The organism is Bacillus sp. MYb78 (genome assembly GCF_002975115.1).
In the GTDB taxonomy this organism is placed as follows: domain Bacteria; phylum Bacillota; class Bacilli; order Bacillales; family Bacillaceae_G; genus Bacillus_A; species Bacillus_A cereus.
In genome coordinates this window covers 42981-59697 of sequence record NZ_PCOB01000004.1, presented here as the reverse complement: position 1 = coordinate 59697, position 16717 = coordinate 42981, and the positions used below count along the sequence as shown (strand labels likewise).

Here is a 16717-nt window from a genome sequence, read left to right as displayed (position 1 = left end):
TTCCTTAAAAATCCAAATAAAAAAGAGTGAATTCACTTCACTCTTTTTTATCACAATTATCTACTTTCCACTTCAACTGAAACTACTCGATCAATCTCTTTCAGGGAACTATATAACTCTGTTGTATATAAATCTTCTGGAGCTAAAATAACCATCTCTAGTTGCTGAAATGCTCCACTATCTATATCTTTAATTTTCACGCGTTTCACATGCATGCCTAAATTTTTAATTTGCTTAAATATACCATCTAACTCATGATGCTCTTTAACAGTAATTTTTATAGATAAATCCTTTTGTCTTAATGAATACGGTCCTGCAATTTTCACAAGTTGCGGAAGTACATTAATCGCTAAAATAATTAAAACCATAGCAACTGTCGCTTGTAAATAAAATCCCGCACCAATTGCGATTCCTAAAGCTGAAGCAGCCCACACCATAGAAGCTGTTGTTAATCCAGAAATAACGTCATTACTTCTTCGTAAAATGACACCTGCGCCAAGAAAACCAATTCCACTAACAATTTGAGCGGCCAGTCGCATCGGATCCATATTTGTATGTCCTGGAACAGAATATACATGCACAGATTCAATTGAAACCATCGTAATTAAACAACTTGCTACAGAAATAACCATACTTGTTTTCACACCAAGTGGTTTATTCTTTAGCTGCCTATCTATCCCGATGAATAATCCTAAAAAGAGTGCTAAACCTAATTTGAGTAAAAATTCATATGACATATTCCCATTCTCCTTACTTTACAATGTTTCCCTTAGAATAACTCACTATAACTCTTTTATGATATCAATTCCAGTCTTTTCTATTCATTTAACGTAAAAAACCGAAAAAACATTTATAACTATGTTTCTCCGGCTTTTTATTACACTTTAGATTCTTCTTTATTTCTGATCTTTAATCTTAATTTCTGCACCTTTGTAGAATGCTAATTTACTGTCATTATACTCTTTTGTAAATTTGTTAAACTGCTCTTTCGACTTTTGTGCTTCCACATTTAATTCATTAACAGTTTTAATTTTTTCACCGATTTCTTTTAATTTCGTTTCTTTTACTTTTAATTTTTCATACAGTTCTTTTTCAGTCGCTAACACTTTCGTGTAATTTTCATTCATCTTTTGGAATGCATCATAACGATTCTTATACGACTCTTCTACTGCTTTTGCTTGTTTTTGTAACTTCTTATCTTCAATCTTCTCTATATTACTTTGAACAGATTTCGTTTCCTTCTGTGCTTTTTCTAGCATTTCTTTCTCACTTTTCAATACTTTTTCACGATCATCTACATTTGCAGTAGCTTGCTCTATTTTCTTCACAACTGCTTCATTATGATCTTTACCTTCTTGCAAAATTTGAGCATATAATTCTTGCCCTTGTTTCTCTAACTGCTCTAATTTTTTTGCTTCATCCACTAAAGATTTTTCTTGTGTTGCTGCTGTTTCAAAAGCTGTATATAGATTTTCTTCTGGCTTTTCACCGAAACAACCTGTTAAAAGTCCTACTGATAATGCTCCAACTACTGCTACTTTTCCATACTTCAACGTTCATTCCTCCATTACATACGGTTATCATGCCAGAAGTTCACTGGGAAGTGACTCTCTTCATGATAAGCTTCAAACTCATAACCTTTTTCTTTTAGCCCCTTTAAAATTGCTGGCACAGCAGCAACTGATTGCGGGTGAATATCATGCATTAAAATTACTTCTTGTGGTTTTGTTGCGTTTGTTAATACGTTTTGAGCAATTTGTGCTGCAGCTGCATCAACTGGCATTTTATTGTATCTCCAATCTAATGAATCAATTGTCCAATCCCATACTTTAAATCCGCCTTCTACCACTTTATTTCGAAGACCTTCATTCAATCCAGGCATCGAACCATATGGAGGACGTGTTAATTTAGGTGATTTCCCAATAATATTAGCGATTAAACCTTGATCTTCTTTCATCTCATTTACATACTCGCCATTTTTATATAACTTTGCGAAATTATGTGTCATACTATGCATGCCTACATAATGACCCTCAGCATTTTCACGTTTCACTAAATCAGGAAATTCTTTTACATTCGCTCCAATTAAAAAGAACGTCGCCTTCGCATCATGTTGTTTTAGCGTATTTAATAATTCAGCCGTATATTTCCCTGGCCCATCGTCAAATGTAAGATAAGCAACTTTTCTTTCTTTTCCATTAAAACGACTTGGTGCCGTTTTATTCATTTCAACTTTCGGCTGTTCACTTGCAAGCTGCACTACATTTTCTTGTTTCGCAACAGCTTTTGCTGGTGAAGTAATTGATTGAAACATGTAATACCCAATAGCTACTGCGGCAATCGCTATTAAAACGACTACTATTTGTTTAATTTTTAAAGCTTTTTCCATTCTATCGAATTCCTCTCCCTATTAATCTTATATATAAATCGCCCAATATAATTATACATCTATTTATTTTTATTTCACCATATAAATAGATTTTATTTGTATTATAATGGGAGTTTTATCAAAATTGTTGTTCCTATTCCTTCTTTGCTTGTAACACTAAGCACACCGCCATGAAGCTCTACCATTTTTTTAACGATAGCTAAACCAATACCTGCACCTGCAGCATGATTATTAATTTGGTAAAATGATTGCTCAATATATGGTAAATGTTCTTTAGCAATTCCAATCCCTTCGTCTCTTACCTTAATCACTGCTTGTCCTTCTATTTTAGTCGCTTCAATGTGAATTGTACTTTTTTTATGTGAATACTTAATTGCATTTTGAACAATATTCAAGAAAACTTGCTTTAACCTATTTCGATCTCCCATCAATTCAATTCGGTCTATAGTAGTAATAAATTGAATTTCCTTCTCTTCCGATTTAGGAGTTAATTGCCAAATCGTCTCCTCTAGTATATCGTACAACTGCACCTTTTGTTTATATAAATTAAAATGATTTGATTGTAATCTTGAAAAATCTAGCAATTCTTCTACTAAATGAATCAATCTATCTGTCTCACCTGAAATAATGCCCATACCTTGCTTTATTTCTTCTTCTGTTAAATGATCTACTGTTTTTAACGTCTCACTCCAACCTTTAATTCCTGTTAAAGGCGTTCGTATTTCGTGCGAAATAGAAGCAATGAATTCATTTTTCATCTGCTCAGCCTTATCTATTTTATAGGCCATATAATTTAAACTATGTGCCAATTCACCTAATTCTCCAGGATAATCTTCTTTAATTTTTTGCTTTAATGTGCCTTCTGCAATTTGTGAAGAGGCTTGAATAATGGATTCAATTGGCTCAACAAATGAATTTGCCAAACGTCTACTAATTAAGAAGGCGACTCCCGAGATAACAATACCTACAGAAATAGTAAACGTAATAATTTCAATAATCTTTTTATTTACATTTGTTAAAACAGTCGTATATTTTAAAACACCAATAGTTTGTCCTTGATGTATAAGTGGGCTTAGCACCTCTAGTTGTTTTTTATTACCTTTCGTAGTAACTTGATTATACATTTCACCTTCTAATAATGATTGTGGAATATTCACTTTACCTTCTACCTTTTCACCACTTGAAGATTGTATAACCGAGCCGTGACGATCAATTAACTGTAATTCTGTTCCTTCTAATTGAAAGCTACTAATTATGTCACCACTATATTCTTGTAATCGAATAAAGTATAGTGAATTGTATTCTGAAAAAAAACGTGTACTCGTTTTCGCATGAGACTCTATATATTGCACAATACCATTATAATAGTATCGATAAATTGAAACTGAAAATACAACTTCAAATAATACAAGCATAAGTGTAATGACCGTCATAAAATATAAAGTCACTTTCCGTTTCATCTCATACTTTCCTTCCACACATATCCTTTTCCCCACACCGTAAGAATAAATTCAGGTTCTGATGGATTACATTCTATCTTTTGACGTAACCGTCTCATATTTACATCTACTACTTTCGTCTCACCTACGTAATTGGTTCCCCAAATCATATTTAAAATTTCATCACGCGAAACTGGCTTTGAAGCCTGATTCATTAAATACTGTAATATCATATACTCTGTAGGTGTTAAATCGACTAATTGTCCATCTTTATACAATCTTTCTTCTATAATATTTAACGAAAATGGACCTGACGTAACAATATTCGTTTTTTCTTCATGTACTTCTATTCTTCTTAATAAAGACTGTATACGTGCAGTTAATACTACTGGACTAAACGGTTTTGCAATATAATCATCTGCACCTATTCCTAGTCCTTGCACCTTATCTTCATCTTGTACACGTGCGGTTAACATAATAATACCCATTTTTTTATTTTCTTTCCTGATAGCCTTACAAACTTCTAAACCATCAATCCCCGGTAACATTACATCCAGCAGTGCTATATCAACAGTTTGTTCACTCAAAATCTGTAACGCTTCTTCTCCAGTAGTAGCTTCTATTACATAAAATCCAGCACGTTTTAAATTTAAAACAATAAAGCTACGGATCGTTAATTCATCTTCTAAAACTAAAATTTTTGACATAATTCCCACCTCCTACTCTTGTTGATAATCCGCTAGCGGTTTTATATATGCTTTCACTTTTTCAAATTCTGATTGCTTCGGTACTGCATATACGTGAGAAGCCGTTTTAATTGCTGCGCTGTAGCCTTTTATATTGAACCATTCTTTCCGCTTAAAAATATGAACTTCAAGCCATATTTTATTTGTTCTTGTATCCAAAAACTTTTGAGAATTTGATTCTTTTTGCTGATCTGGTATTGTAATTTTCCCTATTAACTCTTTAGGAATTTTCACATAATACCCTTTTTCTATATCTATATATCGTTCTTCAATTGGTTTAATTCCAGATTCACTCCACTGTATGTAACGTTCAAAAAGCGGACTATCACCATGTGATTTATCCTCCCAACCTTTTGGACGTACAGTACGAACAAATTCAATAATGCCGTCTTCATTAACATCTTTACTTTCTACAACATATTCATTAAATAAATCTTCTTTCCCACCTATAGGTAATACTTCATAATGATCCTGATCAAATTTTGCTACATAAGTTATACCTGAATGAGCCCCTGTTCCCGCATCAATTACAACTGCCTTTAATGATTTAGAAATACGGCCCATTTGTATTCTTTGAATACTATTTATATACGGATCAAATGTAACCTCTGACAATACCTTAAACTTTTCAATGAACTGAACCTTCAACTGTTCATCTTTCATATACGAAACAAGGCTTATGTCTTTAAAACCATTTTTGTTTAAATCATCTATAAATAACTTTGTATACTTCTGTCTATAAAATTCCTTTATATCGTCACTCTCATTGGAAAAAACATACATTGTGTTTTCTAATAAATCACGATTGGTAGTTATTCCTATCAATAGTTCCCTTTTTCCACTCCCTGTGAAATCTCCTACCTCAACAATATCTACTTCTTCCCCATCAAATGTATAGGTTGACTTCATATTCCATCCATTATTTTTCTTCTCATATACGGCTAAATATATATGATAATCTTCATTAGGTATTTTATATACGATGACAGCTTCTTTTTTATTATCTCGTTCGAAATTCATTGACCATGTCGTCTGTTTATCTCTATTAGACATTGGAGTAAGTAAGCGATAATTAACAGGTAAATCTTTATCAATTTGTTCCTTTAATTCATTAATCCATTTTTCATTTGTAGGAGCTTCCATTAGACTTGTTGGAGCTTCAGACATTTTACATCCAGTCAATATAAAGATAATTCCCATCATGCTTAACCATTTCTGCATATGATATCTTTCCTTACCACAAATTTTGAATATGTCCTTTTACTTTTTTACCTATCCATTATACTCATACATATGAGTATAATTTTTCTAAACTAAAAAATCGTTACAGAAAAGTTACAAATACATTCCAAAAAAAAAGATTGGCAAAAGCCAATCTTTTTTTATTATTCGTTTCGGACTGATTTTGGCGTTACACCTAAATGATCATTTAATTTTTTTGAAATATCTTTTACATTTTTTTCATTTGGAATGTAATAATAAATACCACCGATACGTTTATCTGTACCTTCTATTTGCAATTTTTCCATTTCCAAATTAGATCCTGCCATATTTTTTGTAATGGCAAGCATATCGTCAAATGTTAAGTTCGTTTTCATATTTTTATCAACCGCATCTAGTAAAGAGCCCATTTTGCTAATTGATTGAACAGACATCGCTTTTTTGGCAATTGCTTCTATTACAAGTTGCTGTCTCTGTCCACGCATTGCGTCACTATCAATTTTACGCGTTCTTGCAAGTGCAAGAGCTTGTTCTCCATTTAAATGTTGGTAACCTTTTTCTAAATGGATCATACCAGCTTGGTCTTTACTATCTTGTTCAGTGAAAGTAACTGGTACATCAATATCAATACCACCAATTGAATCGACAATTTGTACGAATGATTCAAAGTTAAACTTCACATAATAATCAACAGGTACATTCAAAAATCTTTCCACCGTATCGCGTGTGCTTTCTACGCCACCAAATACGTGAGCATGAGTAATTTTATCTAATTTTTTTCTAGTTGGAATATAAACACGTGAATCACGTGGAATACTTACTAGCTTAACAGACTTATCATCTTTATTAATTGTTGCTAATAAAAGTGCATCTGTTCGAACTGCTTCGCCATATTGGCTTTTTCTCATTTCACTTCCATCTACACCCATGATTAATATTGAAATATTATCCTTTAAAGGTTCAACTTCCTTATCACGCTTTGATGACTTATCAATTTTTGCATACGCATCATTTACAACAGCTTTTGCTTTATTATATATAAACGAACCATATCCTACTCCTCCAAAAATAAGTAGGAAAAATGGAATTAATATGAACCATTTTATTGACTTTCTTTTAGAACGCTTTTTATTACTTCTCGTATTTTGTTCTAATTCAGAGCTCATACCCATTCGCCTCTCTTTCTCTTTACCAAGTATAATGTAAGTCTATTTATCTTCATATTGAATTTCCTTTCAGTAACCTTACAATTTTGTAAGGTTACTACTTAAACCCAATATGTATTCCATTTCACATTATACTCTCGTACTTATTTTTGGCAAGTCACTATTTACCAATTTCAAAAATTTAGCACTTCGCAACATGCGAATTTACAAATTAATTAATTCTTTCATTTTAAATTAGGATATCTTTTTCTTAATAAACGATATGAATAAAGAGTCAAGCTAAATATAAAATCTCTATGAATACAGTATATTTCACGTTCTTATTTCTCAAACGGCGTATACACGCTTTTCTTCCCCTGAGTATCAATGAAAGCCGACTTTGCTTTTATTTTCGTTTTTTCTACTTCCCTATCTTCATTTGAGAAGTTCACAATGATTTTAATATCTTTTCCATAAGAAACAGATTGTACTAGCTTATCTTCTGACAAATATGCAAAATTCATCATCTCTTCTTTTACTGCTTTTTCATGAACTTCATTCCAAACTTTTAGATGCTCTGTAATTTCTTTTTTATGCTTATTCCACTCTACTTCATCTAAATGGTACAACGGAGGAACATTATACAATAATTCAGACAGCATTCGATTTCCAACTTCATCTTTTACCTTTAAACTTCCCCATTCCCAATGATGCGTTGTAATAACGGAATCATTGTATACTAATTTATATAATGGTACCGAATATACTGGATTTAAATATACTTGTTTATATTCTTCTTTCAATGGTACTTGTTTTGCATATTTTTCAGGAACATTTTGATTTGGTGACCAATATCCGCCAACATAATACGGACTTGTTTTATTTTTCCTCATATCTTCATCGTCCCATTTAATAACGGGTGTTTCAATTCCGTGTGCAAATGCAATCGTATTACTAGCAAAATCATTTCCACCTTCAGAACCAACGACCATACCCTTTTCTTGCGCAATGTAGTCCATTCGTTTTAAACGTGCTTTTAAATCTTGCTCTTGTGTCGTTATATGTTTCGCTGAATAATCATCGTAAATTTCACCTGTCGCATCACAATCAATAAACCATGAATTATATTTAGGACCATTTTGTAATATATCATTCATGCGTTCCTTTACACTAGGCAGCGATAAAGTCGGGTTTAACTTGCGACCTCTGCCTAAAAAGCCTTGCACCTTTTCTCCGTTTTTCTTCGTTACAGTAGCCTCTTCGTATAATGATGGGTCATTAAAGGATGCTGTGTTCCAATTTTTATCACTTTTTTCGTGAATGGAATGATATGAATCATACGGACCAACTAAATACCCCATTTCCTTAGCTTTTGTCACGAAATTTGGTTGCATAAATCCTTGTTCCCAGTTCGGCAGACCAATCCACGCTTTTTCTATTCCTGCCTCTTTCATTTCCTTTAGTATGTCTGTTCCATCTGCATTACCCAATTTACTTACCTCTTCAACCGCATCACCAAGTAGCGACTTTAATAAATGCTTATTTAAGCTATACAATTCTGTGTTCGTTAAGTGACCTACACCTTTCTTTAATAGCACACTAGCTTCCTGATCAACGTTTTGAAAAATATCCTCTTTATAAAATTCCTTCATGGATAATACTTCGTTTATATAACGTAAAATAACATTTTTTTGATACTTATCAATGAAATCTTGTTTACTTACTTGATCTAATACATTCAGTTCCCCAGGCTCTGAACTATTCTTTTGAATAAGTTCTTTTATATGACTAAACAGCGGGCTATTTATTTGCTCCCTTAGTTTTGGCCAATTTATATTACTTTCTGATAAACCATTTTGATTCCAAAAATAAAAATGCGCCGCTCCATATAACTTTTCGATTTCTTTATTTTTTCTAGCCTTTTCTTGTAATGTTTTAAATTCACCTTTTCGAACAATATCATCCTTATACAGTTTAGCAATGCTTACCGCATCATTATTTGTCACATATAATTGAAATCCATATGTTTTATTTTTATTTATGCTCGGAAATTCATGTGTAAAATCAAATCCTATTTTCGGATCCGAATGAAATTTCAATTCATTATTAAACATATTGTTTGCAATATATACAATTGAATATTTCGAACCATTTAATGCGAAAAACTTCATAGAAAATGATTCAGCAAATGAATATGCATCATCCTTTAAAAACTTCTTCCAATTCTCATCATTGCTCGAAATTTGCTTACCCTCCCATAACGGAAGTGTATAATTTTCAGCTTCTACTTTCGGCCATGTAAAGCTTTCTGCACCAGTCGATTCCACTTCAATGTTTAAGTGGTCTTTTTTCTTTTCTAATTTTATTTTTACTTTTTGATCTGGATATTCCCACGATGTACGATCCTTTTCTTTTTTTACATTCGATACCTTCATTTTCGGTAGGGATTGTGATGCCTGTTCCTTTACCCCCTCATGTTCTACAGTTAATGTGAATGTTTCTGGATTTACATCATAAGTAAAATCTTTATACGTCGATTTCTTTATTTTAGACTCTTGTACAGCATTACTACCTTTTACGTCACAACCGACTAAAGTCGAAAATGGCATAGTTGTTAGAAGACATATCGCTATCATTTTTTTCATCCTCTGCACCTCCACCAATGAATATACAGGTGGTTTGTTACAGGAATGTGGCAAAAAATAATAGAGCTAGCATTTTGCTAGCTCTATTTGGAGTATTAAAAGTTGATATGAACAACTATAATTCGCTTAGAAGATATGTAATACAGTAACTGCATTTTTTCTCAACAATTATGAAACTAAACAAATCAAAATTTTAACAAGCATTCTTTAACTGAAAAAATAAGTGTATACAATGTATCCTAAAAGTAGTACTAAAATGATTATCCCTGTACCTTTCCAATTCATACCGCCTGCTATATCAACTGGACTACCTGTTTCCGCTCTATTGAGTCCGTCATGTAAAGAACCCGTAGGATTACTTTTTAATTCACTTTGTCTCATACGCTCTCTTTTTTCTTCTGGTGACTCTTTATTCATTTAATCACCTCCAAAATGAATGCACTCTTTACTTACATTATTCAAAATCAACATTTGTTTTATATTTTTTTCCGAAAAAACCTAATTTAAAATAGGTTTGCAACGTAAAGAAAGCTAGCCATGCCAGCTTTCTTTACGATCCAATATGCTCTTCCTTATTTACAATAATACCTTTATGGTCGATTTCAAGCTCACATACTTTCATATCTGTAAATACTCTCGCTAATTGCTCAGCGATTTCTTGACGTTTCTCATATGGCGTTAATATAAAAATAGATGGTCCCGCACCGCTAAGTGCTGTACCGTACGCACCAAATTCTTTTGCGCATTTACGAATAGATGGTAATAACGGTACGAGTTCTAAACGATATGGCTCGTGAAAATGGTCTCTCTCCATCATTTCACCTACAACTTCCCACCGCTTTTGACATAATGCAGCTACTAATACGTTACTTATCGCACTAGCTTTAACTGCCTCATGAAACGGAAACATCTTTGGTAATACAGATCGACTTTCATCTGTATTTAATTCTTCATTCGGAATAAGAGAAATTACCCCTAACTCCTTGCTCTCAATTCTTACGACGGAAATATCCTTTCCATCAAGTGCTCCGATTACAGTTCCACCTAATATAGAAGCAGCAACATTATCAGGATGTCCTTCAAAATTTGTAGCAATTTGAACTTTTTGATCAGCAGTTAAGTTCAAATTGCCTAGTTGATTCGCAAGCTCTATCCCAGCTACAATCGCTGATGCACTACTTCCTAGCCCTCTTGTTAATGGGATATTACTAGTAACTTCTATTATATGGGGTGATATAGAAGGACATACTTTACATGCCGTGCTAACGATTAAATTTTTATCGTCTGTCGGAATTGATTCTTCAAAGGAATGGATTACTTGCCATTTATCAGCTTTTTCTTTAACCACCACATCTAAATACAATGACAAAGCTATTCCAACTGAATCAAATCCAGGACCAACATTTGCCGTACTAGCAGGGACACGAACACTTAGTGGTATCACGACATAATCACCCCTTTAATATGATCTTTAATCTGTTCTATATCATTTGACAAACTTGCGATGTCTAGTTGATTTGAAGAAATAGCGATATCAGGATCCTTCAAACCATTTCCAGTTAATACTGCAACAACTGTTTCTCCCTTTTTGATTTTTCCAGATTTAACATGTTTAATTACGCCAGCTAATGAAGCATTTGATCCCGGTTCAGCGAAAACTCCTTCAGTTTTTGCCAATAACCTATACGCATGTAAAATTTCTTCATCTGATACCATATCTATTTCACCACAAGACTGCTCGGCAGCCTCTACTGCATACGACCAACTTGCTGGGTTACCAATGCGAATTGCTGTTGCAATTGTTTCAGGCTCTTCAATTACATGCCCTTTTACAATTGCCGCTGCTCCTTCTGCTTCAAAGCCATGAATTCTTGGCTTCTTATAACCTTTTTCTTTCTCATATTCACAGAAGCCTTTCCAATATGCTGTAATATTCCCTGCGTTCCCAACAGGGATAGCTAGAACATCTGGTGCATTTTGCAATTGATCACAAATTTCAAATGCTGCTGTTTTTTGTCCTTCAATTCGATAAGGATTCACTGAATTTACTAATGTAATCGGCTCTTCTGCAGCAATATTTCTTACAGCCTTAAGTGCATCATCGAAATTCCCTTCTATTGAAATAATTTCAGCTCCATAAGCGACCGCTTGCGCTAATTTTCCATGCGCAATCTTTCCTTCAGGGATTACGATTATACATTTCATCCCAAGACGTGCCGCATATGCTGCAGCTGATGCTGATGTATTACCTGTTGATGCACAAATGATTGCTTCTGAACCTTCTTCTTTCGCCTTAGCAACTGCCATCACCATACCACGATCTTTAAAAGAACCTGTCGGATTCGCTCCTTCGTACTTACCATATAGCTGAATCCCTAATTGCTTTGATATATTTAATAACGGAATAAGAGGTGTGTTTCCTTCCATTAAACTGACATCAGGTGTGTTTTCATTCACCGGTAAATAAGAAGCATATTGTTTCAATAGTCCTTTATACATATTGTTTTTCCTCCTCAATAATGTAGTAACTGTTTATTTCACTTGCGACAGCTTCTATCGCTCCTAAAACTCGTTCGAATTGATATTTGGAAGTTCGATGTGTCACAACAACAACTTCTGCCAGTTCACGGTTTAAAGGTAATTGAATAACTTCTTTTAAACTTACAGAGTAATTAACGAAACATTCTGTTATTTTCTGTAACATCCCAGGCTCATCTCGTAATGAAATACGCAAGAAATATTTCGAAACTACTTCTTCATCACCTTGTAATTCATAAGGAACTGGTTCTTTTAACGCACTTTTATTTTTCGGCACTTGATTCATATTTTTAACGATGGAAATAATATCACTTACTACAGCAGAACCAGTTGGCAACTTTCCAGCTCCAGGTCCGTAAAACATTACTTCTCCTACCGCTTGACCGTGAACATATACTGCATTAAATTCATTATTTACATTCGATAATGGATGACGACTTGGTAAAAGTGTCGGTTCTACACTTAAATGAATGGCTGATCCTTGTTTTTCTGCTTTCCCAATTAACTTCATAGTAAATCCTAACTTTTCAGCCATTTGTAAATCTTCTTTTTCGACCTTTCGAATCCCTCTTACTTGCACATCATCTAATGAAACATTCATCGAAAAACCTAAGTTTGCAAGAATTGCTACCTTTCTCGCCGCATCTAGTCCATCTACATCTGCTGTCGGATCCGATTCTGCAAAACCTAATTTTTGCGCTTCCTGTAAAGCCTCTTCATAAGACCACCCATTTTGACTCATTTTTGTTAACATATAATTTGTTGTACCATTTACAATTCCCATTATTTTTTCAATTTGATCTGATGCTAGCCCGTCAGTTAGTCCTCTTAACACTGGAATACCGCCTGCTACGCTCGCTTCATAACATAAATCACAATCATTATCGTTTGCCAGTTGAAGAAGCTCTGCACCATGTACAGCCATTAAATCTTTATTTGCTGTTACGACATGTTTTTTATTTTCTAAAGCCTTAACAATATGCTGTTTTGCTTCTTCAATTCCGCCCATTACCTCTACTACAATATCAATATTTGAATCATTTAGAACTTCATCTACATGACTTGTGACTGCAATTCCGTCAATACAAACATCGCGTTCTTTTTCCAAATCACGTACAACGACTGTTTTCACTTTCACTGCGTATCCTGTATCAAGAGCGATTTTTTTATAATGTTCTTTCAAAATATGAACAACACCACTTCCGACCGTACCTAAACCTAATACCCCAACATTTATAACGTTATTCATCTTCTAATCTCCTCCTAAAAGTTTAATTGTTACACCTATAAATCACCTTACTCTGCTTTTTTGTCATGCAGGTGGTGGTTATTTCCGTACTTATAAATAGTTTCATGTTACCGCACCTCCCTTCAAAGTAATAAAAAAAACACACCCATCCCTAGGAAAGGGACGAATGTGTTTTCGTGGTTCCACCCTTGTTCCAATCTAGACGTATTTCTCCCTAGATTGCTCAAGTTCAGATAACGGCTGATACCGTCAATAATTACTAGATTACTCGTTCACTATTGAAGTTCAAAGGTGGTAAAATCATTTCTCGTGTTAGGAAGCTCACACCCTTGGCTTCCCTCTCTGTAAACCGTAAAAATGATTTCTTGTCCTTATCGTTACTTTTTCGTTCATGTCTATTTGTTAATTTATTATAGTTATCAACTTTTTAAAAAGCAAGCCTATTTTTACTAACTATTTTCAAGAATTTTTTTTATTATATTTCACAATATCATTATGCAACCGCCACTCAATTTACCTATTTTGTTATTTCTCCAGTTTATAAATCAACGGTTCATATATAAATTCCCCATTCTAAAACCCGTACATATCCGCTCTACAAAACTATATTAATAAAATTTTTAATACAATCTTTTTGTATAACTTTCTTCTAAAGAACGTGCAACATCTTCTTCTGAAGTATTCACTTTCGCATGCTCCAGCAACATTTTTGCTGCTGATGGTAACTCTTTTTTATTTAACCAAGATTCTGGATCCCACATCTTAGAACGAATAAACGCTTTTGCACAATGAATATAACACTCTTCTATTTCAACAACAATTCCAAGCAACGGATTGCGTCCATTCGCCTGCATTTCTTTCAAAATTTCTTCGTCGTTTGTAATATACGCTCGGCCATTTATTCTGAGTGTCTCCCCAAGACCTGGAATAAAAAAGATTAGTCCTACATGTGGATTTGAAATAATATTCAAAATGGAGTCTATACGACGATTTCCTGGTCTTTCTGGAATGATAATTTTATTATTATTGAGTACGTATACAAATCCAGGTGCATCTCCTCGCGGCGAGGCGTCACACTCCCCCAACTTATTTCCAGTGGATAATACTAGAAAAGGAGATTTAGAAAGAAAATCTACGCAATGGTGGTCTAATGATGAAATGACTTTTTTCAACGCTCGCTCACTTGGTTGCCCCAATATTTTCCGTAACTCTTCCTCTGTTGAAATAATCGATTTTATTTCCGTACGCTCGATCCCCACTTATAACCACTCCTTTTTCTTTATTTTCCCAAAATTCAATACAAATATTGTATAATAAAATTTGAGGAAAGGGGAATTAAAATGACAGAGTGGTTAACAATATTTGATCCTGAAAGAAATACACTTGGGAAGAAATTACGTGATGAAGTGCATCGTGACGGCGATTGGCACGAAACATTTCATTGCTGGTTTGTAGAAAAAGATAATGAAGATATGTTTTTATATTTCCAATTACGCTCTAAAAATAAAAAAGAAGCTCCATGTATATGGGATATTACTTCAGCTGGACATATTATGCATGATGAAGATGTACAAATTGGTGGTCTTCGTGAAATTGAGGAAGAATTAGGGCTTTCCTTTCAAACTAATGATTTAACATACAAGGGAATCTTTAAAATAGATTATGAAATTTCAAATCTTACTGATCGCGAGTTTTGTCATATGTATTTTCACAACGTCATCAATCCACTTCCATTCGCACCAGGTGAAGAAGTAGACGATGTGATGAAAGTACATGCAACTTCTTTTCTACAACTATTAAAAGGAGAGATTTCATCTTTAACGACTATTTCAGTCTTAAACAATACACCGATTACGATAACATTTGAAGATATTTATCCGTATGATCTTGCATACTATGAATTTGTTATAGAGCAAGGAAAAGAATTATTAAAAAATAATAGTTTATAAATAAAATAGGACTCCTAGCATAATATTGCGTAGAGTCCTATTTTTTATTATTGTTCAAGTATTTTTAATCTACTCTCTACTTGTATAAATAAACGAATGATTAATAACAGCATAACCACTATAATCGCTATTATTGTATGTGGATATCTAAACAGTATACTAATAACACTTCCAATTAACATCATGATAAATCCGTTTTGCTTCATCACTTCTGCACTATACCTGTTACCCGCATCCCATAATTCCTTATTTTTCATAGATCGTTTCGTACGATAACCATATGCCGCATTAATATCGGTCGGTGGATTTTTTTGAAGAATAATTGCCGCAAGTATAAAAATAATACCAATCAATATGCTTATTCCTATGTTTACTAGTGCATCAATCAATTATATCCCCCCTAACTTACACTTTCATTATACGACACAACCCTTATTTTTCCAATTTATAACACATTCACTTTCTTTCTTTCTTTCGATGTCTGGAACATACTTGGAAGTGTTACAAAACGTGCCCCTTTCGTTTTTAACTGCGGAATGATTTTGTCTAGTGCATCAACAGATCCTTGTAAATGCCCACCTGGAGTAGAATGCTGCAGTATGACACTACCTGGAAATGAATTCCCTAACACATTATTTGTAATCGTATCGGCACTTACACCTTTCCAATCAACTGTATCAACACTCCACTGTACAATCATAAAATTTTGCTCAGTTGCCCAATTCAATTGATTTTCAAGTATTTCACCATACGGTGGACGTATAAATTTAGGAGCATAGCCGGCTAAACGTTTTAATATTTCTTCCGTTTTTATAATTTGATTACGGTACTCAGCGTCATTTACTTTCGCTAAATTCGGATGACTGTACGTATGATTACCAATTACATGCCCTTCATTTGCAATACGCTTTACTACATTCGGAAATTTTTCTGCGTTTTCACCAAGTAAGAAAAAAGTAGCTTTTACATTATGTTGTTTTAACTTATCTAATATTTTTGGCGTGAATTCTGAATCTGGTCCATCATCAAATGTAAGAGCTACTTCCGCTTTATTATACGGTCCTGAAAATGCGTACGCATATTTTTCAACCCATGTAAATGGTGTCCACGATCCACGATCATCTGCTTTCATTTGTACTTCATAGCTTTGAGGGATATATGCGTATGGCAATGCGCTTATATAGTCTCCATAATAAAATGAGTTATATGGCATATAAGCATACGAAACATCTCGTTCTAGTCCCCATTGATATGGAGCAAACATTTCTGGCGAATAAAAATAATACATGATAAAAAACCTCCCTAAATTTTCATATGTGATTCATCTGCACTTTGTTAGAGAAATTGTTATTCATAAACAAAAATAAGACTGTCCTTAATTAGGACAGTCTTACTG

The 16717-nt window shown here is 33.7% G+C and carries 16 protein-coding genes and 1 other annotated feature; of the genes, 1 reads left to right on the top strand and 15 read right to left on the bottom strand.

What is annotated here, in order from left to right:
• Nucleotides 1–56: 56 nt before the first annotated feature.
• The 13 genes from CQ064_RS11030 to CQ064_RS10970 form a co-directional block, all read right to left on the bottom strand.
• On the bottom strand, nucleotides 57–737 hold the full coding sequence (locus tag CQ064_RS11030) for an MgtC/SapB family protein (protein WP_000119510.1): 681 nt from the start codon (nucleotides 735–737) through the stop codon (nucleotides 57–59).
• A 159-nt stretch (nucleotides 738–896) separates the two neighbouring features.
• Complete coding sequence (locus CQ064_RS11025) at nucleotides 897–1553, bottom strand: YkyA family protein (protein WP_000873564.1); 657 nt, start codon at nucleotides 1551–1553, stop codon at nucleotides 897–899.
• A gap of 14 nt (nucleotides 1554–1567) precedes the next feature.
• Nucleotides 1568–2389, bottom strand: a complete 822-nt coding sequence (locus CQ064_RS11020) for a peptidoglycan-N-acetylglucosamine deacetylase (protein ID WP_000409484.1) — start codon at nucleotides 2387–2389, stop codon at nucleotides 1568–1570.
• A gap of 101 nt (nucleotides 2390–2490) precedes the next feature.
• Nucleotides 2491–3849 carry a sensor histidine kinase gene (locus CQ064_RS11015; protein WP_000824532.1) on the bottom strand — a complete coding sequence of 453 codons (1359 nt, stop codon included), beginning with the start codon at nucleotides 3847–3849 and terminating at the stop codon, nucleotides 2491–2493.
• Nucleotides 3846–4535, bottom strand: coding sequence for a response regulator transcription factor (locus CQ064_RS11010; RefSeq protein ID WP_000036071.1), 690 nt, complete (start codon nucleotides 4533–4535; stop codon nucleotides 3846–3848). Before CQ064_RS11010 ends, CQ064_RS11015 begins: the two co-directional genes overlap by 4 nt.
• A 12-nt stretch (nucleotides 4536–4547) precedes the next feature.
• A complete protein-coding gene (locus tag CQ064_RS11005) occupies nucleotides 4548–5795 on the bottom strand; it encodes a hypothetical protein (RefSeq protein WP_001174877.1) in 1248 nt (415 codons plus the stop codon).
• A gap of 164 nt (nucleotides 5796–5959) precedes the next feature.
• On the bottom strand, nucleotides 5960–6961 hold the full coding sequence (locus tag CQ064_RS11000) for an LCP family protein (protein WP_002163948.1): 1002 nt from the start codon (nucleotides 6959–6961) through the stop codon (nucleotides 5960–5962).
• Between the two features lie 320 nt (nucleotides 6962–7281).
• On the bottom strand, nucleotides 7282–9585 hold the full coding sequence (locus tag CQ064_RS10995) for a glycoside hydrolase (protein ID WP_000738102.1): 2304 nt from the start codon (nucleotides 9583–9585) through the stop codon (nucleotides 7282–7284).
• 207 nt (nucleotides 9586–9792) lie between these two features.
• The gene (locus tag CQ064_RS10990; protein WP_001031479.1) at nucleotides 9793–10002 is read right to left on the bottom strand and encodes a DUF6366 family protein; all 210 of its coding nucleotides are present in this window, start codon (nucleotides 10000–10002) and stop codon (nucleotides 9793–9795) included.
• A 133-nt stretch (nucleotides 10003–10135) separates the two neighbouring features.
• Nucleotides 10136–11029 carry a homoserine kinase gene (gene thrB, locus CQ064_RS10985; RefSeq protein ID WP_000612682.1) on the bottom strand — a complete coding sequence of 298 codons (894 nt, stop codon included), beginning with the start codon at nucleotides 11027–11029 and terminating at the stop codon, nucleotides 10136–10138.
• A complete protein-coding gene (gene thrC / locus CQ064_RS10980; protein WP_000276434.1) occupies nucleotides 11026–12084 on the bottom strand; it encodes a threonine synthase in 1059 nt (352 codons plus the stop codon). Before thrC ends, thrB begins: the two co-directional genes overlap by 4 nt.
• Complete coding sequence (locus CQ064_RS10975; RefSeq protein ID WP_001066892.1) at nucleotides 12077–13372, bottom strand: homoserine dehydrogenase; 1296 nt, start codon at nucleotides 13370–13372, stop codon at nucleotides 12077–12079. The genes thrC and CQ064_RS10975 overlap by 8 nt, the downstream gene beginning before the upstream one ends.
• A gap of 155 nt (nucleotides 13373–13527) precedes the next feature.
• Nucleotides 13528–13759 (bottom strand) — a binding site (T-box leader).
• 233 nt (nucleotides 13760–13992) lie between these two features.
• Nucleotides 13993–14631, bottom strand: a complete 639-nt coding sequence (locus CQ064_RS10970; protein ID WP_000510726.1) for a pyridoxamine 5'-phosphate oxidase family protein — start codon at nucleotides 14629–14631, stop codon at nucleotides 13993–13995.
• A gap of 81 nt (nucleotides 14632–14712) precedes the next feature.
• Here CQ064_RS10970 and CQ064_RS10965 point away from each other — a divergent pair, with 81 nt between their 5' ends.
• Nucleotides 14713–15321 carry an NUDIX hydrolase gene (locus tag CQ064_RS10965; RefSeq protein ID WP_000141352.1) on the top strand — a complete coding sequence of 203 codons (609 nt, stop codon included), beginning with the start codon at nucleotides 14713–14715 and terminating at the stop codon, nucleotides 15319–15321.
• 47 nt (nucleotides 15322–15368) lie between these two features.
• Here the strand turns inward: CQ064_RS10965 and CQ064_RS10960 are convergent, their stop codons facing one another.
• Nucleotides 15369–15707: an SdpI family protein gene (locus CQ064_RS10960; protein ID WP_025118474.1), complete on the bottom strand. Its 339-nt coding sequence runs from the start codon at nucleotides 15705–15707 to the stop codon at nucleotides 15369–15371.
• 59 nt (nucleotides 15708–15766) lie between these two features.
• Nucleotides 15767–16609 (bottom strand): peptidoglycan-N-acetylglucosamine deacetylase, encoded by an 843-nt coding sequence (locus CQ064_RS10955; RefSeq protein WP_000291204.1) that lies wholly within the window; start codon nucleotides 16607–16609, stop codon nucleotides 15767–15769.
• Between the last annotated feature and the right edge of the window lie 108 nt (nucleotides 16610–16717).